General features: G+C 41.2%; 20 protein-coding genes. 5 read left to right on the top strand and 15 right to left on the bottom strand.

From position 1 onward, the window contains the following. Positions 1-11: 11 nt before the first annotated feature. The 5 genes from uppS to rpsB form a co-directional block, all read right to left on the bottom strand. A complete protein-coding gene (gene uppS, locus CXF88_RS09565) occupies positions 12-836 on the bottom strand; it encodes a polyprenyl diphosphate synthase (RefSeq protein WP_011636748.1) in 825 nt (274 codons plus the stop codon). Positions 837-917: 81 nt separating this feature from the next. Then, a complete protein-coding gene (gene frr / locus CXF88_RS09560; protein WP_162023507.1) occupies positions 918-1475 on the bottom strand; it encodes a ribosome recycling factor in 558 nt (185 codons plus the stop codon). Between the two features lie 119 nt (positions 1476-1594). Further along, positions 1595-2332, bottom strand: a complete 738-nt coding sequence (gene pyrH, locus CXF88_RS09555) for a UMP kinase (RefSeq protein ID WP_011636746.1) — start codon at positions 2330-2332, stop codon at positions 1595-1597. A 68-nt stretch (positions 2333-2400) separates the two neighbouring features. Then, positions 2401-3252 carry a translation elongation factor Ts gene (tsf, locus tag CXF88_RS09550; RefSeq protein ID WP_101086632.1) on the bottom strand — a complete coding sequence of 284 codons (852 nt, stop codon included), beginning with the start codon at positions 3250-3252 and terminating at the stop codon, positions 2401-2403. A gap of 117 nt (positions 3253-3369) precedes the next feature. Next, positions 3370-4098 (bottom strand): 30S ribosomal protein S2, encoded by a 729-nt coding sequence (gene rpsB / locus CXF88_RS09545; RefSeq protein ID WP_011636744.1) that lies wholly within the window; start codon positions 4096-4098, stop codon positions 3370-3372. Between the two features lie 351 nt (positions 4099-4449). Here rpsB and map point away from each other — a divergent pair, with 351 nt between their 5' ends. From map to dapD, 3 genes are read left to right on the top strand one after another with little or no spacing between them, the layout of a single operon-like run. Beyond that, complete coding sequence (gene map / locus CXF88_RS09540; protein WP_101086631.1) at positions 4450-5247, top strand: type I methionyl aminopeptidase; 798 nt, start codon at positions 4450-4452, stop codon at positions 5245-5247. 24 nt (positions 5248-5271) lie between these two features. Beyond that, positions 5272-7845 carry a bifunctional uridylyltransferase/uridylyl-removing protein GlnD gene (gene glnD, locus CXF88_RS09535; protein WP_101086630.1) on the top strand — a complete coding sequence of 858 codons (2574 nt, stop codon included), beginning with the start codon at positions 5272-5274 and terminating at the stop codon, positions 7843-7845. Between the two features lie 49 nt (positions 7846-7894). After that, positions 7895-8719: a 2,3,4,5-tetrahydropyridine-2,6-dicarboxylate N-succinyltransferase gene (dapD, locus tag CXF88_RS09530; RefSeq protein ID WP_101086629.1), complete on the top strand. Its 825-nt coding sequence runs from the start codon at positions 7895-7897 to the stop codon at positions 8717-8719. Positions 8720-8844: 125 nt separating this feature from the next. Here the strand turns inward: dapD and CXF88_RS09525 are convergent, their stop codons facing one another. The 6 genes from CXF88_RS09525 to CXF88_RS09500 all read right to left on the bottom strand — a co-directional run bounded on the left by CXF88_RS09525 (position 8845) and on the right by CXF88_RS09500 (position 15535). Continuing rightward, on the bottom strand, positions 8845-10758 hold the full coding sequence (locus CXF88_RS09525) for an HD domain-containing phosphohydrolase (protein WP_101086628.1): 1914 nt from the start codon (positions 10756-10758) through the stop codon (positions 8845-8847). A 174-nt stretch (positions 10759-10932) separates the two neighbouring features. After that, a complete protein-coding gene (gene purU / locus CXF88_RS09520) occupies positions 10933-11805 on the bottom strand; it encodes a formyltetrahydrofolate deformylase (protein ID WP_174839644.1) in 873 nt (290 codons plus the stop codon). 179 nt (positions 11806-11984) lie between these two features. Then, positions 11985-13463, bottom strand: a complete 1479-nt coding sequence (locus CXF88_RS09515) for a PTS transporter subunit EIIC (protein ID WP_101086626.1) — start codon at positions 13461-13463, stop codon at positions 11985-11987. Next, on the bottom strand, positions 13415-13879 hold the full coding sequence (locus tag CXF88_RS09510; protein WP_101086625.1) for a flavodoxin: 465 nt from the start codon (positions 13877-13879) through the stop codon (positions 13415-13417). The genes CXF88_RS09515 and CXF88_RS09510 overlap by 49 nt, the downstream gene beginning before the upstream one ends. 326 nt (positions 13880-14205) lie before the next feature. Further along, positions 14206-15012 (bottom strand): tRNA pseudouridine(65) synthase TruC, encoded by an 807-nt coding sequence (gene truC, locus CXF88_RS09505; RefSeq protein ID WP_192115300.1) that lies wholly within the window; start codon positions 15010-15012, stop codon positions 14206-14208. Between the two features lie 160 nt (positions 15013-15172). After that, positions 15173-15535 (bottom strand): YqcC family protein, encoded by a 363-nt coding sequence (locus CXF88_RS09500; protein ID WP_101086623.1) that lies wholly within the window; start codon positions 15533-15535, stop codon positions 15173-15175. Positions 15536-15583: 48 nt separating this feature from the next. Between CXF88_RS09500 and CXF88_RS09495 the strand changes: the two genes are divergently transcribed. Beyond that, on the top strand, positions 15584-16597 hold the full coding sequence (locus tag CXF88_RS09495; protein ID WP_101086622.1) for a DUF3549 family protein: 1014 nt from the start codon (positions 15584-15586) through the stop codon (positions 16595-16597). Beyond that, positions 16594-16980: a DUF3301 domain-containing protein gene (locus CXF88_RS09490; protein WP_101086621.1), complete on the top strand. Its 387-nt coding sequence runs from the start codon at positions 16594-16596 to the stop codon at positions 16978-16980. The genes CXF88_RS09495 and CXF88_RS09490 overlap by 4 nt, the downstream gene beginning before the upstream one ends. A gap of 83 nt (positions 16981-17063) precedes the next feature. On the opposite strand, the gene CXF88_RS09485 is transcribed toward CXF88_RS09490, so the two are convergent. The 4 genes from CXF88_RS09485 to ptsP all read right to left on the bottom strand — a co-directional run bounded on the left by CXF88_RS09485 (position 17064) and on the right by ptsP (position 24631). Further along, positions 17064-17771 carry a hypothetical protein gene (locus CXF88_RS09485; protein WP_101086620.1) on the bottom strand — a complete coding sequence of 236 codons (708 nt, stop codon included), beginning with the start codon at positions 17769-17771 and terminating at the stop codon, positions 17064-17066. 863 nt (positions 17772-18634) lie between these two features. Further along, on the bottom strand, positions 18635-19681 hold the full coding sequence (locus tag CXF88_RS09480) for an oxidoreductase (protein WP_101086619.1): 1047 nt from the start codon (positions 19679-19681) through the stop codon (positions 18635-18637). A 569-nt stretch (positions 19682-20250) separates the two neighbouring features. Then, positions 20251-22002 (bottom strand): PTS glucose transporter subunit IIBC, encoded by a 1752-nt coding sequence (ptsG, locus tag CXF88_RS09475; protein WP_101086618.1) that lies wholly within the window; start codon positions 22000-22002, stop codon positions 20251-20253. A 37-nt stretch (positions 22003-22039) separates the two neighbouring features. Continuing rightward, entirely contained in the window at positions 22040-24631 is a 2592-nt protein-coding gene (gene ptsP / locus CXF88_RS09470) for a phosphoenolpyruvate--protein phosphotransferase (RefSeq protein WP_197708429.1), read from the bottom strand. Between the last annotated feature and the right edge of the window lie 365 nt (positions 24632-24996).

The following is a 24996-nucleotide window of genomic DNA, read 5'->3' as shown; positions in this document are numbered from 1 at the left end:
CCTCTTAATATTTATATTGCGCGTATCTCTTCAATTTGACTACCCGTCAAACCAAAACGGCGCTGCCGACTGGCAAAAATGGCAATAGCATCACGGAATGCTAGCTCATCAAAGTCAGGCCATAGGGTGTCAGTAAACACCAACTCGGCATAAGCGGCCTGCCATAAAACAAAATTACTAATGCGGTAGTCACCGCCAGTACGGATCATTAAATCAACTTCGCTCTGGTTTTGCATGCACAAATGTTCATTTAATGCTTCTTCGGTCATCTGACTGCTGGTGATTTCGCCACTTTCTACTTTTTCGGCTAATTTTTGTGCAGCCTGTAAGATATCCCAACGTCCGCCATAGTTCGCCGCCACATTTAATATCAAACCAGTATTGCTTGCTGTTTTCTCTTGAGCACCGGCAATTTGTTTCTGCAAACGATTAGAAAACCTGCTGGTATCACCAATAATATTGAGCTTAACTTGGTTTTTATCGAGCAGTTTCAATTCACGTTGTAACACCGTAAAAAACAATTCCATCAACAAACTGACTTCTTTATCTGGTCGGCGCCAATTTTCGCTCGAAAATGCAAATAGGGTTAATGATTCAATACCAAGTTGACTTGCAGTACTTACCGCACGGCGCACAGCTTTAACACCAGCTTTATGACCGAAAACCCGGGCTTTACCCTGCAGTTGTGCCCAACGGCCATTACCATCCATAATAATCGCAACATGTTTGGGCAGAGATTGTTTTACTACATCAGATAATTGTCCCGGCAACAATTGCGAAGTCATTTGCTCCGAATCGGCTTTAGGGTCTGATTCAAACTCAACTGTAGACGACATCTACGACAATCCTTTATAAAAACAAACGCCGTGTAGTATACCCTTACACGGCGTGTTAACTCTAGCGTCTAAATTGACAGATTATACTTCCATCAACTCTTTTTCTTTCGCTGCTAGTATTTGATCAATGTTTTTGATTGATGAATCAGTGTGCTTCTGCACTTCATCTTCACTACGGCGAACATCATCTTCAGTACATGCTTTTGCTTTTTCAAGCTTCTTGACTTCACTGATTGCGTCGCGACGAACGTTACGAATGGCAATACGACCATTTTCCGCTTCGTTACGTACCACTTTGATAAAGTCTTTACGACGTTCTTCAGTTAACGAAGGCAACGGAATACGCAAAGTTGCACCTGCAGACATAGGGTTTAAGCCTAAATCTGAACTCATAATCGCCTTTTCTACCGCTTGAACTATCGATCTATCAAATACGTTCACTGTTAGTGTACGAGAGTCTTCAACTCCGACATTAGCCACTTGATTAAGCGGTGACATAGAACCGTAGCAAGACACTTGAATAGAATCTAATAAACTTGGGTGTGCACGACCAGTACGAACTTTCGCCATTTGGTTTTTAGTTGCATCTACGCATTTACCCATGCGCTCTTGCGCATCTAACATAATAGTATCAATCACAATAATTTCCTTTTTGTCACAAATTCATGTGTGTTTGAGCATTAGCCTAAGAATGACACATGCAATAAAACCGCTCAAACAGTTAAATTATATAATATAAATATTTTCTGTGTCTGTGATTAAGCAGGTTGTTTACTGCTAATAATCGTACCTTCTTTCTCACCCATAATAACGCGGCGAAGTGCACCTGGCTTGTTCATATTGAATACAAGAATCGGCATATTATGATCACGTGCCATAGTAAATGCAGCGAGATCCATTACTTTTAATTCTGATTCAAGGACTTCGGCAAAACTAAGCGTGTCATATTTAACCGCTTCAGGGTTTTTCATTGGGTCTGCTGAGTATACACCATCTACTTTAGTGCCTTTTAGTACTACTTCAGCTTCAATCTCAATACCACGTAAACATGCTGCTGAGTCTGTTGTACAAAAAGGATTGCCCGTACCCGCAGCAAAAATAACCACACGACCAGACTTTAATAGGCTAATTGCTTCTGTCCAAGTGTAATCATCGCACACACCTTTAAGTGGGATAGCAGACATAAGGCGGGCATTAACATATGCACGGTGCAAGGCATCACGCATGGCTAAGCCATTCATTACGGTTGCTAACATACCCATGTGATCGCCCACCACGCGGTTCATACCAGCTTTTGCTAAGCCTTCACCACGAAATAGATTACCACCACCAATAACCACGCCAACTTGAATACCAAGTTCAACAAGCTCTTTCACTTCTTGTGCCATACGATCAAGTACTTTAGGGTCAATGCCGAAGCCTTCTTCACCCATTAATGCTTCACCGCTTAATTTAAGCAGAATACGTCTAAACGCTGGTTTTGGATTGGTGCTCATAATTTTCATCCTGATCATAACAAAACCGCAGCGGTTGCTGCGGTCTTAGGGTATTTAGATTAAAGCGATTACGCTTTTTTAGTAGCAGCGATTTGCGCAGCTACTTCAGCAGCGAAATCTTCTGCTTTCTTCTCGATACCTTCACCAACTTCTAAACGAATAAAGCTGGTTACTGTAGCGCCTTTCGATTTAAGCACTTCGCCAACAGTTTTCTTTGGTTCCATGATGAAAGCTTGACCAGTAAGAGAGATCTCACCAGTGAACTTCTTCATACGACCAACAACCATCTTCTCAGCGATTTCAGCAGGCTTGCCTTCATTCATCGCGATTTCGATTTGAAGCGTTTGCTCTCTTTCTACAAGTTCAGCAGGCACATCTTCAGGGTTTACGAAATCTGGCTTAGAAGCAGCTACGTGCATTGCGATATGCTTTAGTGTTTCTTCATCAGCTTCACCCGCAACCACAACACCAATACGATCACCGTGACGGTAAGACGCAAGGTTTGCACCATCGATATACTCAACGCGACGAACGTTGATGTTTTCACCGATTTTAGTTACAAGCGCAACACGAGTTTCTTCAAACTGTGCTTTTAATTCTTCGATAGACACTTTAGATGCAGCAGCAACATCAAGCACTGCGTTAGCAAATGCTAGGAAGTTTGAGTCTTTTGCAACGAAATCAGTTTGACAGTTAACTTCTAAAAGTGCAGCGAAACCTTCGCCATTCTTGATTAGAATTGTACCGTCAGCAGCGATGTTACCTGCTTTTTTAGCAGCCTTCGCGGCGCCGCTTTTACGCATGTTATCAATCGCTAGTTCGATGTCACCGTCAGTTTCAGTCAGTGCATTCTTACAGTCCATCATGCCAGCGCCAGTGCGGTCACGAAGTTCTTTAACTTGGGCAGCAGTAATTGCCATTGTTAAATCCTCTAATTTAATTCGTCTAATATTGCATTTATAAAACAGGGGCCAAAAGGCCCCTGTTCACCAATTATCTTATTGGCAAATAAGGGGGATGATAATCATCACGCCTTATTAAACAGCTTCTACGAAACCGTCTTGCTCAGCTTGAACAGCTAAATCTTGACCACGGCCAGCGTTAGCAGCTGCAGCAACAGAAGAAGTGTACAAACGGATAGCACGCATCGCGTCGTCGTTACCAGGAACGATGTAGTTAACACCGTCTGGTGCAGAGTTGGTATCAACAACTGCAACAACTGGAATACCTAGGTTGTTTGCTTCTTTAATAGCGATATGCTCATGGTCAGCACCGATAACGAATAATACGTCAGGTAAACCGCCCATGTTCTTGATTCCGCCTAAAGACTTTTCTAACTTGTCTAATTCGCGTGAACGCATTAACGCTTCTTTCTTAGTTAACTTGTCGAAAGTACCGTCTACAGACTGGCTTTCTAGCTCTTTAAGACGCTTGATTGACTGACGAACAGTTTTCCAGTTAGTTAACATGCCGCCTAACCAACGATGATCAACATAATACTGATCACAAGAAAGTGCAGATGCTTTGATAGCTTCGCCAGCAGCGCGCTTAGTACCTACGAATAATACTTTACCTTTCTTAGAAGCGATGTTGCTAATGAAAGCTAAAGCTTCGTTGAACATTGGTACTGTATGCTCAAGGTTGATGATGTGTACACCATTACGAGCGCCGAAGATGAAAGGCTTCATCTTAGGGTTCCAGTAACGAGTTTGGTGACCGAAGTGAACACCAGCTTGTAGCATGTCGCGCATTGAAACAGTAGTCATTGTATTTACCTTAATGTAAGGGGTTAGACCTCCACGCATCCCATGTTTCGACTTTCTAACTTCCGTTAAGAATGAGAAAGCACCCCGAAAAATGTGTCGATACGTGTGTGATTTAGTATTTAAGTTAATTGCCATGTATAATGACCACCATATTTTACGATTTGCCGAACACAATGTATACCTTGCTAAAAAAACAGCGATTGACATTGTATTAACTCGAACCGTACAACAACGATCTTACACATAACGGCGCGCTTTATACCATAAACGGCATGTAAATACAAATTTTTGCCGTAAAATCCTTGGATAAAACAAGCCTATTTTGACCGTCAAAAAGATAGAGAGTTTTTCATGAGTATTGTGATCAAAAATGCAGACGAGATAGAAAAAATGCGTGCAGCGGGTAAATTAGCGGCGCAAGTATTAGAAATGGTAGCTCCACACATTAAGGCTGGAGTGACCACAAATGAATTAGATGAAATCTGTGCTAAATACACCGAAGAGCAAGGTGCTATTTCAGCTCCGTTAAATTATCACGGATTTCCGAAGTCTATTTGTACGTCGGTAAATGAAGTCGTGTGCCACGGTATTCCTTCAGAGTACGTGTTAAAAGAAGGCGATATGATTAACCTTGATATTACGGTCATCAAAGACGGTTATCATGGTGATACCTCGAAAATGTTTTTAATTGGCGAAGTATCAGCAAAAGACAAACGTTTAAGCCGCATTGCCCAAGAAAGCTTGTATTTAGCCATTCGTAAAGTGCGTCCTGGTTTAAAATTAGGCGAAATTGGCACAACCATCGAAAAATTCATCAAAACAAGTAAAACAGGGCTTGATAAGTACTCCATCGTACAAGATTATTGTGGTCATGGTATTGGCACTGGCTTCCACGAAGAACCACAAGTTGTTCATTATAAAAATAATGATAAAACCGTGTTAAGACCCGGTATGTGCTTTACGATTGAACCAATGATCAATGCAGGTCGTCATACTACTGTGTTGGATAAAAGTGATAATTGGACAGTGACAACTTCTGATAGTAAAAACTCAGCACAATGGGAACATACACTTTTAGTGACCCAAACCGGTGTAGAAGTGTTAACTTTGCGTGAAGAAGAAGACTTTCCCCGTATCATTAACCACTAAAGACTCAAATTAGTAAGGACATCAATGAATACTGCGCTGGCCGCCAAAAACGCATTAATTGACTTAAACCAGCGCTTAGTTGAGCAGTACACTGCAAAACACCCTATTGCTGATATTGTTAAACACCGTAGTCAATTTGTTGATGCTTTACTAATACAAACTTGGCAGGATTTTGGCTTACATAATAGCCAGCTTGCCCTAGTTGCCGTTGGCGGCTACGGTCGTGGTGAACTGCATCCCTATTCAGACATTGACTTACTTTTTTTGGTTAACGATGAACAATTATCGCCCGAAACTGAAATTCAGTTAGGGCAATTCATTACCTACCTTTGGGATACTGGGCTTGAAATAGGCCACAGTGTACGCACAGTTGCGCAAACCATTGAACAAGGTAAATCAGACATCACCATTGCCACAAATCTGATTGAAGCCAGATTGCTCACTGGTAATGAATATCTATTTGACGTGTTATACGATGCTATTCGTCAACAAGACTTTTGGCCCTCTTATGACTTTTATAATGCCAAGAAAGATGAACAAACGACTCGTCATAGTAAAGCCAGTGCCTTTGATTTAGAACCTAACATCAAAACCTGTCCCGGCGGATTGCGTGATATTCAAACCATCGCTTGGGTTGCAATGCGCCACTTTGATGCCGCTAAATTAGAAGATTTAGTCGAGCACGATTTTCTAGCGCCAGCCGAATTAGCAGAATTAATTGAATGCCAAAATTTTCTGTGGGAAATCCGTTTTGCACTTCACACCACCGCTAATCGCAACGAAAACCGCTTGTTGTTTGATTTACAGAGGCAAGTTGCCAGTTTATTAGGTTACGAGGATGCGACCCAATTAGCCGTCGAACAAATGATGAAGCGCTATTATCGCACGGTACGCCGAGTGATGGAGCTTAATCAAATGCTGTTGCAATTGTTTAAGCGCGCGACATTAGGTCACACTCAAGCACTGGAAATTCAGCCAATAAGCGATGTTTATCAACGGCGTGGACGTTACATTGAAGTATTAGATGACGATTTATTTAGCCGCCAAAACGAAGAAATATTACGCTTATTTTTACTGGTGGCTAAAAACTCAAACATTCAAGAAATTTACGCGCCAACGTTACGATTACTGCGCAATGCTCGTAGAGCATTAACATCACCCTTACAAGAAAACCCCGCATGTCGTAAAGTGTTTATGGAGATATTAAAACATCCACGAGGTATTACCGCATTTTCATTAATGCACCAGCACGGTATTTTGTCGTCTTACTTACCGGCTTGGCGCAAGATTGAAGGCCAAATGCAGTTTGATTTATTTCATGCTTATACCGTTGACGAACACACCCATAGATTACTGCTCAATATTGATCGTTTTTCACAGGCTGAACAAAAAGATGAATTTCCACTCGGTGCCATCTTAATTAATCAGTTACCGAAAAAAGGTTTGTTAGTTCTCGGGGCTATTTTTCATGATATCGCTAAAGGCCGTGGCGGCGATCACAGCAAATTAGGTTCAAAAGACGCTATCGACTTTTGTAAATTGCATGGCATGAATGATCATGACGGTCGCTTAGTGGCTTGGTTAGTTGAAAATCACTTAGTGATGTCAATCACCGCTCAGCGCAGAGATATTTCAGACCCGGAAGTGATTGCACTATTTGCTGAAAAAGTACGCGATGCTGCACACTTAAGTTATTTGTATTGCCTCACTGTCGCAGATATTTGTGCCACCAATGAGAAAACATGGAATAACTGGAAAGGCTCGTTATTACGTGATTTGTATTTTTCAACTCAACGAGTATTAGCTCGGGGTAAAGAAAAACCTATTGATGCTAAAGCGCGTGTTAAAGAGGTCCAAGCCAAAGCTAAAAAAGAACTTATTCGTCGTGGCCTGAAAGAAAAAGACATGGATGAACTCTGGTCTCGGTTCAAATCTGACTATTTTTTACGTCATCAGCCAACCCAAGTGGCCTGGCATGCTGAGGCCATTCTAAAACATCATCACGACGAACCATTAGTATTAATGTCTAAGCATACAACACGTGGTGGTACGGAGCTTTTTGTCTATAGCAAAGATAAACCAAAACTGTTCGCCACCGTTATGACCGTTTTAGATAACAAAAATATCAATGTGCATGACGCTAACATCATGACATCAAAAGATAACTATGCACTCGACACCTTTGTGATTTTAGAACAAGATGGCGAGCCTATTATCCAATTATCACGCATTCAAAGTATCCGCAAAGCACTTGAAAAAGCCTTGGCAAGTGAAAATCCAAAACTGCCGAAGTTTAGAAAACTAGCCCGGATCATGAAACCTTTTAATGTTGCGACTCATGTTAGTTTCTTACCCAGTGCTCGCCATGGTACAAGTATGATGGAATTAATCACTCTCGACACCCCAGGCTTATTAGCCAAAGTCGGTGATACCTTCTACCGTTGTAATGTGACATTATTAGCAGCCAAAATTACCACTATTGGTGAACGTGCAGAAGACTTTTTCATATTAAAAAACCAAAGTGGAACGGCCCTAGATGAGCCACAACAGCAACAATTATCTGATGCGCTAACACTGGCGCTAAAATCATCTAACTAATTTAAACCATAAATTTGTGCAACTAATCATTTAATACCGGGAGAAAACAATGGAGGCTTTACGCCAACGCATTGAAGCAGCATTCGAAACACGTCAAGACATCTCACCTGCAACCGTAGAACCGAGTGTTCGCGCTGATGTTGAAACCGTGATCAATATGCTCGATAAAGGCCAAGTACGCGTTGCTGAAAAAATTGACGGTGAATGGCATGTTCACCAATGGCTTAAAAAGGCGGTACTACTGTCTTTTCGCATTTTTGATAACGGCGTGATTGAAGGTGGCGACACCAAGTATTTCGACAAAGTCCCACAAAAATTTGCCGATTATGACGAAGCTCGTTTTAAAGCAGAAGGTATTCGTGTTGTGCCACCCGCAACGGTTCGCAAAGGCTCATTTATCGGTAAAAATACCGTATTGATGCCATCTTACGTTAACCTTGGTGCCTATGTTGATGAAGGTACTATGGTTGATACATGGGCTACCGTTGGTTCGTGTGCGCAGATTGGTAAAAACGTACACTTATCTGGCGGTGTTGGTATTGGCGGTGTTTTAGAGCCATTACAAGCAGGTCCAACCATTATTGAAGACAACTGTTTTATTGGTGCTCGCAGCGAAATCGTTGAAGGTGTTGTGGTTGAAGAAGGCAGCGTCATTTCAATGGGCGTTTACATTGGCCAAAGCACGCGAATTTTTGATCGTGAAACCGGTGAAGTACATTACGGTCGTGTTCCTGCTGGATCGGTTGTCGTATCAGGTAACCTACCATCGGCTTGTGGCACATACAGCTTGTATGCAGCGATTATTGTCAAAAAAGTTGATGCTAAAACCCGCGGTAAAGTGGGTATCAATGAACTATTACGTATCGTAGATTAATTTTATTATCCAACGATAATCTACAAAAGGCTCCTAGGAGCCTTTTTTGTTACTGTTAAATCATCCATTAAATAAAAAATATAAGTTCCAAAAAATAACATTAACTCATCAAATCAATAGTATAACTAATTAGATCTGGCTTGTGCATTCACCAATAATGCATTGGCTAATATTCGCCAGGTTAACATTCCAATCACCAACTGCTTGTCATTTTGAACAATCAAATAATTAACATTACTTTTTTCCATCGTCCGTTGAGCATCGTTCAAAATGGTACGATCGTTAATCATATTTATTTTATGTTCCATCACTTGATGTACACGTTTATTCAGCAAGCTTCTATCCGCTGCACGTTCTGCTGCTGTATTTAAAAATGGGCTGTGCCAAAATGCTAAAACGTTATTATCAACCACGCCGATTGGGCTACGATTTTTTTCTGACAGTACCACGGCCACATCCATTTTAGCTTTTTTCATCATAGACTCAGCATGTTCAAGAGTATGATACTCCTCTAAAAAAACAACTGGGGCTAATGACAAAGTGCTAACATATTCTTCTTGTTTAAAGTCTTCGACAGCCAAAATATCAATACAGGTATCAACAACGACCTCATCGAATATTATGCCTCTGCCTTTTAATAACTCTTGGGTTAACACCTCCATTCCGAGCGATGGCCGATAAGGTCGATGGCTAAGAATCGAATCAGCAACGTCGGCTACAGCAATGATCTTGGCTTCAAGTATAATGTCATCCGCTTTCAACCCTTTTGGATAACCTGAACCGTCTAAGCGTTCATGATGTTGAAGGATCATTTGCTTAATAGGCCAAGGAAACTCCACTTCATCAACAATTAAAGCGCCTTGCTCAGGGTGTTGTTTAACCAAGCCAAACTCAGCATCACTTAACCGTGAGGGTTTAGATAGAATCTGGCTTGGAATGGCCAACTTACCGATATCGTGGATCAATGATCCCAGTTTTAATCCTTCCAATACTTCAGGTGTTAAGCCCATTTTCTCGCCAATAAGATAACTTAACTGCGCTACCGACTTTTGATGCCCCGCGGTATAAGCATCTTTTAACTCTAGCGCTTCTGAAATGGCACCAATCAACTGCACCAAAATAAGGGTCATCTTTTCTTTTTGCATTTTAATAATGCTAGATTGTCTCGATACCGCTTTCATGGTGCGAGGTAATTCGACGCTGTGCCACAAAATAGTCGCAAAAATACTTAACGATTTGGCATCTACTTGGGTATAAGGTTTATCTCGATTGCCAACGCCGATAATGCCAACGAGTTTTTTGCGATAATGAATCGGCACACAAAGATGATTACTAAAGGCAAAAAAACCTTGTTGTTGCGAACGATTCTCAGAAATACTGGCTAATTCATTATGCACCATCGATTTACGGGTTTGGATGGTTTCAGCCCAAATACCAGAATCTGCTTTATAGGTTTGTTGTTTTGTAATCGTAAAGTATTCACTGACGTTTTCACTCCATGTGGTTCGCACTATTTGATTGTTTTTCTCATCAAACATATGCAGATAACCCACATTAGATTGAGTCAGTGAAAGTGCCTGTTTTAATGACGTAGCAAACACCATATCACCGCTGGCATTAATCACTTCTTCGATTTGATTTAGCCAATCATCACTAGACTGGATCGCTTGATGATAATCAGGATGTAAATCAGATAACCAAGCTTTATCGAGTTCGATTTCTATGAAGGTAATACACCAATGCTCACTGCTTTCTTCTATCGGGGTGACAGTCGCTTGTAATGCATGCCCTTTGTCATCAACAAAATTGATCAGTTGTGAAGAAAGATGATTGGTAAGATCTATTTGCTCATGAGTAAGCATTGAAAAAGCATTCGATAATGGTTGTTTTAGAATAGCCGAGATGGGTTTATTGACTAATTTGTATAGCGGTTCACTTAGCTTAATTAATTCAAGCCTATCATTAAGAATGCCCCAACAGAGCCCAACTGTTTTAGGTAATTCTGAAGGTTTTAAGAAAAAATTAGCTTTTTGTAACATCCAGTTTCCCGTTTCTTACTTATACAGACTAAAAATATCAATTCCAATGGAATACAGCATAGCAAATTTCTAATAGATAAGTTGATACAGTAACTTACAGGAACCACTCATCTTTATTTATCTTTAAAGATAACACCATTTGATTTAACGTCAAATGATGTATATCTACAAACTTTAAAACACGACCGTTTTATTACCGTACACCACAACTTGTTCATTTAATACCAATTGCAGGGCTTTACTTAATACGCTTTTTTCAACATCACGGCCATTATGGGCTAATTCTTCTGCGCTATAACTGTGATCAACTGAAATGACATCTTGTTTAATAATAGGTCCTTCATCCAAGTGATTATTCACAAAGTGTGCTGTTGCACCAATAATTTTAACACCACGATCCCATGCTTGCTTATAAGGTGATGCACCAATGAATGCGGGTAAAAAAGAATGATGAATATTAATAATTTTATCTGCAAATGCTGTTACAAACTCAGGTGTTAATACTCGCATATATTTAGCGAGTACAACAAAGTCCGGATCATAAGGTTTTATCACTTTAAGCATGGCTTGTTCATGTTCTTGACGATTTAAGCCTTCATGACTGACATAATGAAATGGGATATCAAACTTTTCAGTTAATGGCTGCAACACATCATAATTGCCTACCACAGCGGCAATCTCAACATCTAAACCGCCATAATAAGACTTCATCAAAATATCGCCTAAACAATGAGCTTCTTTTGTCACCATGATCACGATACGTTTTTTACCCATATCCACTAATTTCATGTGATTTTTAGCTGGCAATACTTCACGTAATTCATTCAGTAGGCGTTCATCATCAAACACCCCTTCAAGCTCCGCACGCATAAAAAAGCGGCCTTGAGTGTGGTCAACAAATTCGGTGTTTTTAATAATGTTTAATTGATGAGCAAAACATACGTTGGTGATTTTGGCTATCAACCCCTGAGCATCAGCACAATCGGTTATTAGCACTTTACGTTGTAAATTAGCTGGGGTAAAAATAGTTTTATCTTGATGGCTCACGCGTACAACTCCTATTAAAATACTGTTTTACAGTGTGCCATTTAAAAAGATTTTTGGGTGATGTTTTTAATGATAAATTCTCATAAAAGAGAAATAATCTTGCTTTAGATACAAAACTCTCAAATATGTATGACAAGTTAAGCAACAATTATTATGGCTTAATGAAACAACCGTCCGTACTAACGCCGAGAATCTAAATATTTTTGCAGCAATTTACGTAATGTTTCAGCCTTAGTGCCATAAACAACTTGTACACCTTTGCCCATAACAACCACGCCTTTAGCTCCTAAACGCATTAGTCTAGCTTTATCGATTAAATTGGCTTGATTAACACTTATACGTAAGCGGGTTAAACAGGCATTAATCTCAACAATATTCTCGCGTCCGCCCAATGCAGAAATCATAGCCCGCAAGCTCTCTTTAGGCTCTGCAGGTAAATCACTTTGCTCGATTCGGCCAGGTGTTTTTAAATTGAACGCTAAAATACTGGCCCTAAAAATGGCATAATAAATGACTGCGGTAAGCGGGCCCAATATCCAAATCCAATGAGTATTAGCAGAGCGAGAAAACAATAAGGTGAAATCTACCAGCCCATGAGAGAACACGATGCTGTGATGAACTTCTAGTAAAATACACACGCTATAAGCTATGCCCGTGAGTAATGCATGCACAATAAACAAAATTGGCGCGACAAACATAAAGGCAAATTCTATCGGCTCTGTGACCCCGGTTAACCAACTAGCTGTCGCCGCTGATAACATAATCCCCGCAACTCTGTTACGCTCGGATTTATCAGCACAACGCCAAATCGCTAATGCTGCCGCGGGTAAGCCCCACATTTTAATCAAATAGCCACCAGCAAGATTTCCCGCCAATGGATCGCCGGCCAAATAACGCGCCACCTCACCCCGAACCACTGTACCTTGATTAATGTACTGCCCTACTTCAAGATAAAATGGCGCATTCCAAATATGATGCAACCCTAGTGGAATTAATAAGCGTTCAACCGTTCCGTAAACCCCAAAAGCAATAGCGGGGTCTTGATATACAGCCCAATCAGAAAGGAGTTCAATAATATGCGACAAGGGTGGCCAAACATGCACAAGTAAATAAGCCAGTGCCATAGACAGGGGTATAGTAATTATTGGTGCACTGCGACGACCTTCGAAAAATGAAAAAATAGCAGGCAATTTAACATGTTGACTAAGATTGACAGCTAAACATGTCATCGCACCGACTAACATTCCGCCAGCGATACCAGTGTCAATCGTTTGCATGCCCCATAGCGGTCGCGATACCAGACCATAAATATTTGTTAGGGCACCCATCGTGGACAAAAACACCCCGAAACCAAATACAGCTGAAAATGCTGCAATGCCTTGGTCTCGACAAAAACCAATCGCTACAGCAACACTAAACAGCAAAGGCATCATGGTAAAAACCAGATTGCCTACAGCAGAAAATACTGTATTCAATTCTGCAGGGATAAATGGCAACGGGTTAACCGTCAACCCTAACATCACCCCCGCAGCGGGTAAAATAGCAATAGGTATGAGCAGTGCTTGACTCAGGCGCTGTGCGAATTTAAACCATTGTTGCGTAAAAAAACTTACGCTACGTTTACCGATATGACGGCGTTGTGCCAAGTGGCTATCCATGTTTTAGCTTCTATTTCGGGTTCCATTGTTTCACAGGCATCAATTTCTAATCGTTCAGTCAGCGGCTTGGCACCCAACTCGGTTAACAACTCATCAAATTGTTTTATCGCCCCACAAAAAGTGTCATAGCTCGAATCGCCTAACCCAATTAGGCTGTATTGCAATAATGGTAAATACGGTGCACTGGATTTAAGTTCATTAAACCAAGGAGACATATCCTCGGGTATATCACCTTGCCCTGTGGTTGATGACACTACTATGAGTAGTTCATCTTGAGGTGGTATAAAACCAGATAATTCATTGGGTTGCCAAAGCTTAGTTGTAAACCCTAATGTTGCAATCGCTTTAGTCACTGTTTCGGCTGTAAATTGTGCGCTACCATAAACGGTACCAAAAACAACATTGACCTTTTTCATGGTATACTTTCCCCTTAAATGTAATACGATATAAAAGACCTTGAGTCTTAGTGACTTACCTTACTGTATTGTTTGAGTCTCTCGCAAGTGTCTTTATAAAGTAATTTAAATCGATATGGTCAACATCAGTTGCCCCAAATGAAATAGCGCAATAACGGAATCAAGACGATGCGACAAGTGAGCAGAAAGCGAAGACTAAAACTACAACATAAATTCGCCCACATTCGTCGTAACTATTATTTCCACATCGAACAAAAGCAGCACGAACCTATACCGCATATCCCCGAATTTGAAAAGCTTAAAGCCTTGCTTGCAGACCGAATGAATTAACTTAACAATATACTTGGCATTGAGGATAATTGATCATCATCCCAGCCAAATGCGTTAAAAACATTCAACCATTCAGCTTCTAACTCTGTTTCAATATGCATTGCTTGCTGGGTTACCGGATGCACAAACTGCAGGCTTTTTGCAATCAACCACAAACGGTTAATACCGAAATGTTCGCGAAAGAACTTATTTTGTTTACCATCGCCATGGGTTGTATCACCAACAATTGGATGACGTAAATGTGCCATATGACGACGTAATTGATGCTTGCGGCCTGTATGAGGGCTTAATCTTACCAAACCGTATCGGCTGGAAGGATAACGACCAGAACTAAACGGTATTTCGGTATTCAATAATGGTTGATAATCCGTCACGGCTTCTTGTGCGGCTTTGTTGGGATCAACATGCTTATCGCCTAAATCATCAAATTCCTGTTTTAGGGCATAATCTAGCGTGCCAGACTCATGCATATTGCCACGGACTATGGCTAAGTAGTGTTTTTTGATACTGTGATCAGCAAATTGCTCACATAATGCCCGAGCCACCTCACTAGACTTGGCAAACAGCAATACTCCGGATGTTGGTCTATCTAGGCGGTGCACCGGAAAAACATGGCAGCCCACTAAATCACGAGTCATCTGCATCGCAAAAAAACGCTCTCTACGGGCTAAATAACTACGATGAACCAACAAACCAGCAGGCTTATGGATAGCAACTAGGTGCTCGTCTTCAAATAGAATGTCGATATGGGGAGGTTGTAAATCACTGTCTAATTCAGTATCTGCAGTAGAGGTCTCATCCATGTATTCTGAGCCTATTGGTTCACATAAGTCATCGTTATCTAATGAGTATTCAGCATCGTTATCTTTTAAGATCATTTGTTATCACTTTACTTATTTTGTATTGGCCAACTCAGTATTGGCTTAATTTTTTTGTTGGAATGTGGTGGTGTTTGTCATTCGCTTAACGCTGACTGAGCAAAGTATCAAATTGTTGTAATTGAGCAATCAGAACATCACCATAGTGCATACCTTGCCACACATGCTCGGCCATAGGCGCTAATGCCATATTGGTCGGTAAAGGTTGTCGTTGCGCAATAAGCTCGGTCATCTTTGGAATAAAAATAAACTGCAACCATTGCTCGAATGCCATTACATCACAGCAAAAAGGTGCAGTACTCGCCATAACAGATGCAGGAGGTGAGATATCAGACCATAGCTGAAATTCCTTAAGCAATTGTTCTAATTTAACTAAATAATTTTGACTGGCTAAATAAAGCATAAAAATGAACGACAACATAAAGGCTAAGTCGGAGTATGATATCATTTAGCCCATTGAATACCCATCCAACTTCTTTGATTTAGTGACGACCCCATGACCGAGATAACCACCTTAAGCCAGTTTCTGACGACCGCAAATACACAATTCCAAATATACGATTTAGGTCGCCGAGTGCAACATATCGATATGTTAGCTTTTCAGCAAATTGATTCTTTACTGGCACCGTATCCTTATCCTATTCAAGGCCATGCACAGTTTGCTATCGTATTTTGGCAACAAGAACAATTACCTTATATTTGGTTTGTAAAGTTACCTCTAGATGAGCAAGGTTTATTATCACCTGCGCCTCGAACTCAGTTTATTAAAATGATTTTAGAAGCCCTAGGTCGTAATCCAACCCAAGCATTAACCGATGTACAGCAAGAACAATTAGCCAATCATCCTTTCAGCTTTAAGCCTAATCAGCACAAACTGGCGTTATTTAATGCATTGGTCAGACTTCAGCTTGGTCAACCCGCATCGAGCCAATATGAATTTGCTACGCAGTATTTGTCTGGCCAAGCAGCGCAAAACACATGGCCACTACTGGGTTTACAAGGTTTAGCCGATATTTGCGTTCGCGCACATCAATTCAACCATCTTGATGACATTATAAATGCACTTGATAATGCACCTATTGAAGTGCAAGCCGCCCTTTGCCAATGCTTAGAACACATTAATATTGATAAACGCCTTGCCGAGTACTTATTTAATCAATTAGAACAAGCTGAAGACCATATAAAAGTAATGTATTTAGCGGCATTAGCATCTGATGTTCAATACAGTACGACAGCCATTAACCAGCTCAATGAACAACAACATTTAGACGACAACACGCTAATAACAATTGCTGCACGTAACTGGTTAGCGTTAAAAGATGATGCCACTCGTAAACACTATTTAGAAGCGCTAGCAAAACAGCCTCAGCACTTCTTTAATCAAGTATTTGCTGATATCGTGGCAATACCCAGCTTACGTTCTGGATTATTAGCCGACTTAAGGCATCCAGACAGAAGCGTTCAATTAGCAACCGCAATTGGCGGATTATTTAGAGCTACCAGCCTATGATGACTGATTTTTTATTAATTGTTGCTTTAGTTGTCGTTGCTGCTTTTTTTTGGCAACTTCGACAAATGGCAGAATTAAGCCGAACGATTACAGAGCAAGCCTGTAAAAAGCAAAACGTACAACTACTGGCTATTGCAATGGAATCAGCCCGTCCAAGTATTGGTGGCAGTACTGGCATTTGTTGGAAAGCAACATTCATGTTCGAGTTTAGCACCGATGGTATTAACCAATATCGCGGCCATATTTTAATGCATGGTAATCGAGCCAAAAAAATTGAATGGCCAATTTTCCCTGAACCAGAATGGATGGATGCACCAATGGCGAGCGGTAAATTTGGCAGTTGTGGCAGCAGTAAAAGCTGTGATTCTGGTAAATGCCACTAATATCATTATTTATTAGTCGATGTTGAATCAAAAAAAACGCTATTTTTCAAAAAAATAGCGTTTTTTATTGCCATAAAATGCAATTAAGTTTGTGGATTGTTGAGGATTTTATAATCGCTGTAGGTAACAGTTTGAACACTGTCGAGTGACTTAAAAATTGCCGCTGTACCCATTATAGTGGTTGATGTATGAGCTGGCATCACTAATCCCTCAAACACATCAAAACTTAACTCTAATTCAAATTTAGTTAACGTAACTGAAAACGCAGGATTTAACTCGTCAGTATTTTTGATGAGAATTTTACGTAAATGCTTGGATGTTTTATCCAAATAAAGCACGCCTGCTAATACGTTATTGTCTAGCTCATCAATATTGGGTGTAAACGTAAATGACATATTATTGTCATCCTCACCGACAAAAACCAATGTCGACAAATCAATTAAATCAGAAAACGCTAATTCATAGCTAGTTTCGTCTTTATCTTCATGCAGATCTTGTTGACGTTCTCGGTATTCAGTTAAGCGCTTTTTACCAGGAGTATCACCATTTTCAGACACCAAACTCCAACGTTCAGTTTCAGTTAAAGATGCATTGAATTGTTCAATACGTGTCATGTCTGGCATCACTGTTTGCTGTGAATACTGCCAAAGCACCTTGGTACCGTCATTATTACTATTAAGATCGCTGAACGCTTGCTCAACCCATTGCTGTTGTTCTTCGCTCACGGCTGCATTGGCGTTATAGCAAACGAATGAAAAACCTACCAATAGTGCAACTTTAAACCCTTTCATGCTATCTCCTTATACAATGGTGAGTTAGATGTTGTGTACTTAAATGAGGTACTCAAACCCTACACATAGGCACTTTACAATTGGACAACATATCACTACAAAGTTCCATTGCTCTGAAAAAAACCAAAAGAAAGGCCGCGACAGTAACTGTCGCGGCCTCTTTATCTCTTGTTAAGCTTTCCAGCTATAAATGTGCTCCCTGCACCATCCATGCGTATCACTTGCTTCCTGCTCTATCCTTGTTCAATCCTTGATGTTCCTTGTACAATTAAGTACTTTCCATCTTACTCGATTATCCTTTTACCGAGCCTGCTCCATCCTGAGCGTGTCCTTATATCATCCATGAAATTCTTAACGTATCCTGTCGCAAATCATTTGCGTAGAATCTTGCATCCATTGCACACTATCATCCTGATAATGTTATAAAACTCGCTTAATCCGCTATTGCGTCCATTGAGCAAGTTTAACGTTTCATCCTGAAACTCAATACCGTCCGTTATTTCCATATACTCATGGTCTTCCAAGACCTCTTTACTACCTTGTAATATTCCCGTCCTAGGAACGAGATAAATAATAATTCATTTACCTCTACGTAAACAGGTACCTCTAAATGATTAAAATACCTCACAGATAACACAAAATTAAATAAACTTTACAATCAATAACTTAAATATTCAGGAGAAATATTAACCCGTAATAAGGTGATTCGGCTCACACACTTTGTGAGATATATCTCACAAAGTGTGTAGCAGAAAAGGTAAACAACAAGTTAACGATTTTTATATCCACTACACAACATAAGTTAATTTATAATCGAGCAAGTATTCTTGCTCGAAAATAATATAAAAATTTAGTGCGTATACTCAGAGATCAAACACTTTCAACTTACGACCTTCTTCAGCACTGGCAATGCCGAGTCCAATAAGTCTCATGACCAAAAGGGCCTGCTCTGCCGTTACTGGATTTGGGCTGCCAAGACAAATCGCATCGCGAATGCCTTCATAATATGCTTGGTAATTGCCTGGTGTCGTTATGATGTCTTGCTCGATAATCGCGTCTTTGTGTTTCAGCGATAATTTGCAAGAAAGTGGATCGTTTCCCCACCCCGGAGTTCCAGGCTGCTGACCTGACTTAAGCGCATTCTCCTGCGTATCAAGACCAAACTTAGTAAAGCTGCCACTAGTGCCATGCACTGTCATACGTGGGCCAGGGTTAGCAACCAATGCACTACCATGAAGAATTACCCGCATTTCGTCATATCCCAGCACGGCATGAAACCAGTCATCTGCGACTGCTCCATCACGTTGTTGAGCCAGGTCTAACCACATTGTTTTTGGTGTACCAAACAACTGCAGTGCCTGATCGAGTAAATGCGATCCCAAGTCAAACCACAAACCTCCGCCTAGAGCAGCCGACTCACGCCAGCGCGTTTGAACTTCAGGCCTATAGCGGTCAAAGTGTGATTCAAAATGTGTCACACGGCCTAGTGAACCTTCGCGCAACACCTTCTTTAACGTCAAAAAATCGGAATCCCAACGGCGATTATGAAATACTGATAGCAGCCGATCATATTGATGAGCGAGCTTAATAAGCTCCTTACCTTCACTAGTAGTGAGAGTGAATGGCTTATCCAAAACTACGTGCTTACCGGCTGCTAGAGCCGCTGCCGCAAGAGGAAAATGCGTATCATTGGGAGTTGGAATAACCACCAAATCTATATCAGCGCAGGAAAATAACTCTTCGGGGGATGAGAACACAGCCAAATCAGGTTGGTCTATATGCACCTTTGCCGGATTGCTGGAGGATATTGCGGCGAGTTGTAGGCCCGATACAGCCTTAATCAATGGTGCATGAAACGTTTTTGCGGCATAGCCGTAACCAACGATGCCTGTTTTGAGTATCTTTGTCATAAATTAATTCCTAGCATGAGCAACCAAAAATTTGATCATCGTCACTACCTATAAAAATTGCTCTATTTTGTAAATTCCGTTACATAACAATTTGCTGACCGAAGTGTTAATATTATAAAAATGAATCTGCCTTATTTATGTAAATACATTTTTAACCTGTCGGAGTCACAATACCACTGCATAAATATTGTAGTTTGTAAAACTTCAGACTGGGGGGTTCTAGTGGTGTGAGGTATCGATAATTTAATGTTAGAACGTTGTCTTTATTACTGACACCCGGCAACTTACCAACAAGCTTACAAAGTCTTCAAACCATTTAAATCAATTTTTCAATAACTTACCCTCACCCGCTTCGGTGGGTTCATCGACATATTACTCATATAAACCTTGAGTATAAAATTATTAAAAAGCCCCATCATTTCTGATGAGGCTTTTTCTGTTCTACGCTAATCGAACACTGTCCTAAAAAGCCTTTTCAAATTCAATTGTTGGCTATTCAACATGTGGTCAATACTGTCATCATATTTTAATACTCATATATCTGACTGAATCACCTCTTCTTAACAGCTTCAGTCGGCAAAAGTCTCATTTAACACGCTGGCTAGTCCTGTTGTATTCATACTAAAAATTAAATGAACCAAGTTCGGATTTAAAACCAACACAGCTTCAATGCCATGGGCTTGAAGGGCGGTACTGTCTAATAGACTGGCATCTTTCACTTCTAAGCGTAAGCGATTATCGGCAATAGCACGACATGAACTCACGTCACCCAATAGTGGCAGGATGGCTTGAGCTTGCTCGCGATCCTTTGCTGAAATGTTAACCGTTGCGGTTGCTATTACAGGCGTGGGAGTCGCAGCAAGATAGCCACCTGACGCGAGCATTTCATCAATTTCGGTACGTGACACTTCGGCGATAGTCCCCACAATAGCTTGTACCGCATTTCCCGAAATCAACACGCCACTGGCGCCTAACTGCTTCAATCTAGCTTGATCCACTTTACTGGTATCGCGCACATCCATCCGTAAGCGGGTAATACAAGAATCCACATTGACTAGGTTCTCTGGTCCGCCGAAGGCTTCGATAAAGTTACGCGCTCTTTCTGTCCCTTCTGATGAAACGATCTCTAATTCAACATCCATTCGACCTGGCGTTTTCAAGTCGAACTTCAAAATTAAGAATCTAAACACCACGTAATACAAAGCCGCATAAATGAGACCTAACACCACCAGCAACCAGATTTTTTGCGAATGACCTGAAAGAACAAGAAAATCGATCAAACCGTGTGAGAAAGAGGTTCCATGAACAACACCAAACATATTTACTAGCACATAAGCAAGACCAGCCATTAACGCATGTACTACATAAAGTAATGGTGCGGCAAATAAGAATGCAAACTCAATGGGTTCAGTAATTCCGGTTAAAAATGCGGTTAACGCTGCCGAAATCATGATACTACCGACCATGACACGATTTTCTGGGCGCGCAGTATGCCAAATCGCCATTGCAGCAGCAGGTAAACCAAACATTTTAAACAAATAACCTCCCGCAAGTTGACCGAAGCCATTACCAGCAGCTCGACTCGCATCGTCTGCTTGCAAATAACACGTCAGTACGCCAGTTGCAGGTTTACCTAAACTGTCAACACAATTGCCCGCTTCGAAGAAGAAAGGTACGTTCCATACATGGTGTAAACCGGCTGGAATTAACGAACGCTCAACCACACCATAAATACCAAAAGCTAATGTTGGATTTTGATATGCCGCCCAATGGGAAAATGCAGCAATAGCATTGCCTATCGGAGGCCAAATGAACGATAAGATAACTCCCGCAAAGATCGCTCCAAAACCAGTAATAATAGGCACACTTCGTTTACCTGAGAAGAATCCAAGATATGAAGGTAATTGAATTTTAAAGAAACGGTTAAAGGTCGCTGCAGCAATAGCACCGGCAATCATACCGCCAAACACGCCCACATCAGTACCAGGTTCAAGTACGCCGATGGTTTTAACCATGATGGCATATCCCACTAAGGCCGCCATAGCAGCCACACCATCATTTTTAGCAAATCCTAACGCGATACCTATCGCGAATAGCAATCCCATATTGCTAAAAATGGCTTCGCCCGCTTGTACCATTAACACATTGACGATATCGGGGAGCACACTAAAACCTGCGCTCCCAACGCCTAATAAGATACCCGCCACGGGTAATACGGAAACCGGCAACATGACCGATTTGCCCACTTTTTGTAAAACCGAAAATGCGCCACTCATCATAGCCTTCTTCGGTTTAGCTGCTGTTATTGTTTTAGATGTCATAATACAACCTTAGAAATTTTAATAGATTACCAAGTGATCAACGTTTTTCAATATCGCCTTTAACGGCAAGTAACGTATTAGGATCTCGCATTAATGCTCGAACATCTTTGGCATCTGCACAGCTCATCGCTTTAGCAGCTATAAGCTGACACGCTTGCTGATTTAAATGACGCACTTGATGCTTCACTTCTGGAATTGAAGGCACACTCACAGACAGTTCATCAATACCTAAGCCGACCAAAATAGGCACAGCATCTTTTTCGCCGGCCAATCCACCACAAATGCCAGCCCATTTACCTTTGGCATGCGCGGCCTTAACCGTCATATCGATCAGGCGTAATACTGCAGGATGCAATCCATCAGCAATGGCGGCTAACTTAGGGTGTCCACGATCAATCGCTAAGGTATATTGAGTCAAATCATTAGTACCAATAGAGAAAAAGTCGACATGTTCAGCCAACACATCTGCCATTACGGCTGCCGATGGCACTTCAATCATGATGCCAATTTGGATCCCACTAATATCGATAGCCAATTTTTCGGCTTCTTCTTTTACAACTTGTTTGGCTAACTTAAGCTCAAACAAAGATGCTACCATCGGGAACATAATGCGTAAGTTTCCTGCACCAGCCGCTTTCAATAGTGCGCGAACTTGTTGTCGTAATACTGCAGGCTTATCTAAACCAACACGGATACCACGTTCACCGAGAAATGGATTATCTTCTTTAGGCAAAGGTAAATAGGCTAACGGCTTATCTCCTCCTACATCTAACGTACGCACAACTAAAGGACGCTGTCCTAACGTTTGCAATACCGCACGATAGACTTGTTCCTGATCATCCTCTGAAGGTGCAACTGATTGGTCTTGATAAAGGAATTCAGAACGCAATAAACCAACCGCTTCGCCTCCCATTTCAACTAATTTTTGGGCATCACTGACTTTAGCGATATTGCCGGCAATTTCAAATCGCACTCCATCTAAGGTAACGGCTGTCTCATCTTTGTGCGCTAAAGCCAAGGCTTTCTGCTGCTCAGCGGCATTTTTAATCACATCAAGTTGCGCCATTTCAGCTTCTGTTGGCGACAATAATAGATAACCTTTTGCTGTATCGAGTAACACCTCAGTACCGTGCAAGGTCATGATCTTAGCTTCAACACCAGCCATAGCAGCAATACCCATTGCTCTAGCTAAAATAGCACTGTGGCTCGATGCCCCTCCTAAAGTGGTGCAAATTCCTTTAACAAATGCGGGGTTTAGTTTGGCTGTATCTGAAGGGGTTAAATCTTTGGCGACTAAAATGGTATTTTCAGGGAGTTCAGCCGGAATAGTATCTTGAGACAATCCCGCCATAATACGTGAAACTCGATTACCAACGTCGATAAGGTCTGTTGCTCGTCCTGCGAGTAATGGGTTGTCCATTCCAGCAAGTTTGTCCGCTTGGCGACAAATACTTTTACTCCAGGCATAAGGGGCCGACTTACCTTGCTGTAATTCAATAATACAGTCATCGTACAAATCAGGATCTGACATTAGCTCTTGGTGGGCCACAAAAATATCGGCTTTTTGCCCCATATCCTTGTTATGCAGCTCTTCAACCAGTTCGACTAAGGTTTGATTAGCCACCTTCATTGCATCGTCTAAAGTTTGCTGTTCAACCTGTGCATCGTCGGCAAAAGTGTCAAACTTAGGCACTTCAGCTTTAATCACGTATAAACGCCCTTTAACTTGACCGGGAGATGCCTCCACACCAATCAGCTGACGTGGATCTTGGCTCGTTTGTAGTAGTAGTGATGGTTCGGAAAAAGGATCGAAGTCGCTTTTAACGTTCTTAGTCACAAGTGAAGCATCGGCGCCCTCTTCACCTAAACCAGTGCTTATCGCCTCAGATAATGCTGCTATTGCCGCTTGCTGATCTTTACCTTTAGCGAGAATAACAATCTGCTCACCAAAAGCGATGTCTAACCCCATAAGACCAACCACACTTCGAGCATTTGCTTGCTTGCCTGCTTTATCAATCATCACGTCACAGTCAAATGCTTTAATCGCAGTGACAATGGCAGCAGCAGGCCGAGCATGAATACCGGTTGGATTAATAACCACTATTGGCGCAGAACTGACCATGTCATCTGACTTTGTTACAGCACGAACTGCCGCTGATACCTCTGCACTAAATAACAGATCGCCCGCGTTGACAAATTGTTCAGTCGTTGGTGTTAATGTAATAATTCTGGTCATATCCGTGAGCAGTATGACGGTACGCAAACTTTTTACACCGCAACCCACTTTATCTAAATCCAGCTCAATCAGTGGCGTTTTAGCTTTTACAGCATCACCCACTTTCACTAATGCCTTAAATCCTTCGCCTTTCAATTTAACGGTATCGACACCTATATGAAGCAGAATTTCGATGCCAGTCGCCGTTAATAAAGTCACGGCATGCTTAGAAGGATGTATTTGAGTAACGGTGGCGTCACATGGGGCGTGAAGAATGTTTTCTGTAGGGTCTATCGCTAATCCATCACCCACCATCTTTTGGGAAAATGCGGCATCAGGAACCTGACTCAGTGGACAGCACACCCCCGTAAAAGGGGCCAGCAACTGAATTGTGGTTGAAGTTTTTTTATTCATTGGAACTCCGAATTAAACACTTAACTGCATAATATTAATGTTTTTTATTTTTTGCAGTGAAAATAGTAAAAATGAAAAGCTGCTGCTTACATGATTACTCACTACTCCCTTATCAATCTGACTATTAGCACAACTAAATGAACGTTTTTAAGGAGACCAACGATTGCCACTCCTTAATGTGTAGGGACGACGATATTCTTTAGGTAAATATCACGGATAATCGCAGTGAATACCTTAGTGATCTGGCACTAATTTACCAAAGGTAAGATGTGATGTCCCAACCAGATCTCCGAGATATGACATTGGTAACAAAATTACTTAATTGTTACCAACATCCCAAAACGTTAACAACCCCCAGCGCAGAT

This window comes from Shewanella sp. ALD9, assembly GCF_002836315.1.
Taxonomy (GTDB): domain Bacteria; phylum Pseudomonadota; class Gammaproteobacteria; order Enterobacterales; family Shewanellaceae; genus Shewanella.
This window is presented reverse-complemented; position numbering and strand designations above follow the sequence as displayed.

Bases quoted from the DNA above. Each gene is read 5' to 3' on its own strand.
- CXF88_RS09490 (WP_101086621.1), top strand. From the start codon at position 16,594: ATGATGACTGATTTTTTATTAATTGTTGCTTTAGTTGTCGTTGCTGCT.
- CXF88_RS09480 (WP_101086619.1), bottom strand. From the start codon at position 19,681: ATGACAAAGATACTCAAAACAGGCATCGTTGGTTACGGCTATGCCGCA.
- truC (WP_192115300.1), bottom strand. From the start codon at position 15,012: ATGGATGAGACCTCTACTGCAGATACTGAATTAGACAGTGATTTACAA.
- ptsG (WP_101086618.1), bottom strand. From the start codon at position 22,002: ATGACATCTAAAACAATAACAGCAGCTAAACCGAAGAAGGCTATGATG.
- CXF88_RS09515 (WP_101086626.1), bottom strand. From the start codon at position 13,463: ATGGATAGCCACTTGGCACAACGCCGTCATATCGGTAAACGTAGCGTA.
- rpsB (WP_011636744.1), bottom strand. From the start codon at position 4,098: ATGACTACTGTTTCAATGCGCGACATGCTACAAGCTGGTGTTCACTTC.
- dapD (WP_101086629.1), top strand. From the start codon at position 7,895: ATGGAGGCTTTACGCCAACGCATTGAAGCAGCATTCGAAACACGTCAA.
- CXF88_RS09485 (WP_101086620.1), bottom strand. From the start codon at position 17,771: ATGAAAGGGTTTAAAGTTGCACTATTGGTAGGTTTTTCATTCGTTTGC.
- ptsP (WP_197708429.1), bottom strand. From the start codon at position 24,631: ATGAATAAAAAAACTTCAACCACAATTCAGTTGCTGGCCCCTTTTACG.
- CXF88_RS09495 (WP_101086622.1), top strand. From the start codon at position 15,584: ATGACCGAGATAACCACCTTAAGCCAGTTTCTGACGACCGCAAATACA.
- glnD (WP_101086630.1), top strand. From the start codon at position 5,272: ATGAATACTGCGCTGGCCGCCAAAAACGCATTAATTGACTTAAACCAG.
- CXF88_RS09525 (WP_101086628.1), bottom strand. From the start codon at position 10,758: ATGTTACAAAAAGCTAATTTTTTCTTAAAACCTTCAGAATTACCTAAA.
- CXF88_RS09510 (WP_101086625.1), bottom strand. From the start codon at position 13,879: ATGAAAAAGGTCAATGTTGTTTTTGGTACCGTTTATGGTAGCGCACAA.
- tsf (WP_101086632.1), bottom strand. From the start codon at position 3,252: ATGGCAATTACTGCTGCCCAAGTTAAAGAACTTCGTGACCGCACTGGC.
- map (WP_101086631.1), top strand. From the start codon at position 4,450: ATGAGTATTGTGATCAAAAATGCAGACGAGATAGAAAAAATGCGTGCA.
- uppS (WP_011636748.1), bottom strand. From the start codon at position 836: ATGTCGTCTACAGTTGAGTTTGAATCAGACCCTAAAGCCGATTCGGAG.
- CXF88_RS09500 (WP_101086623.1), bottom strand. From the start codon at position 15,535: ATGATATCATACTCCGACTTAGCCTTTATGTTGTCGTTCATTTTTATG.
- pyrH (WP_011636746.1), bottom strand. From the start codon at position 2,332: ATGAGCACCAATCCAAAACCAGCGTTTAGACGTATTCTGCTTAAATTA.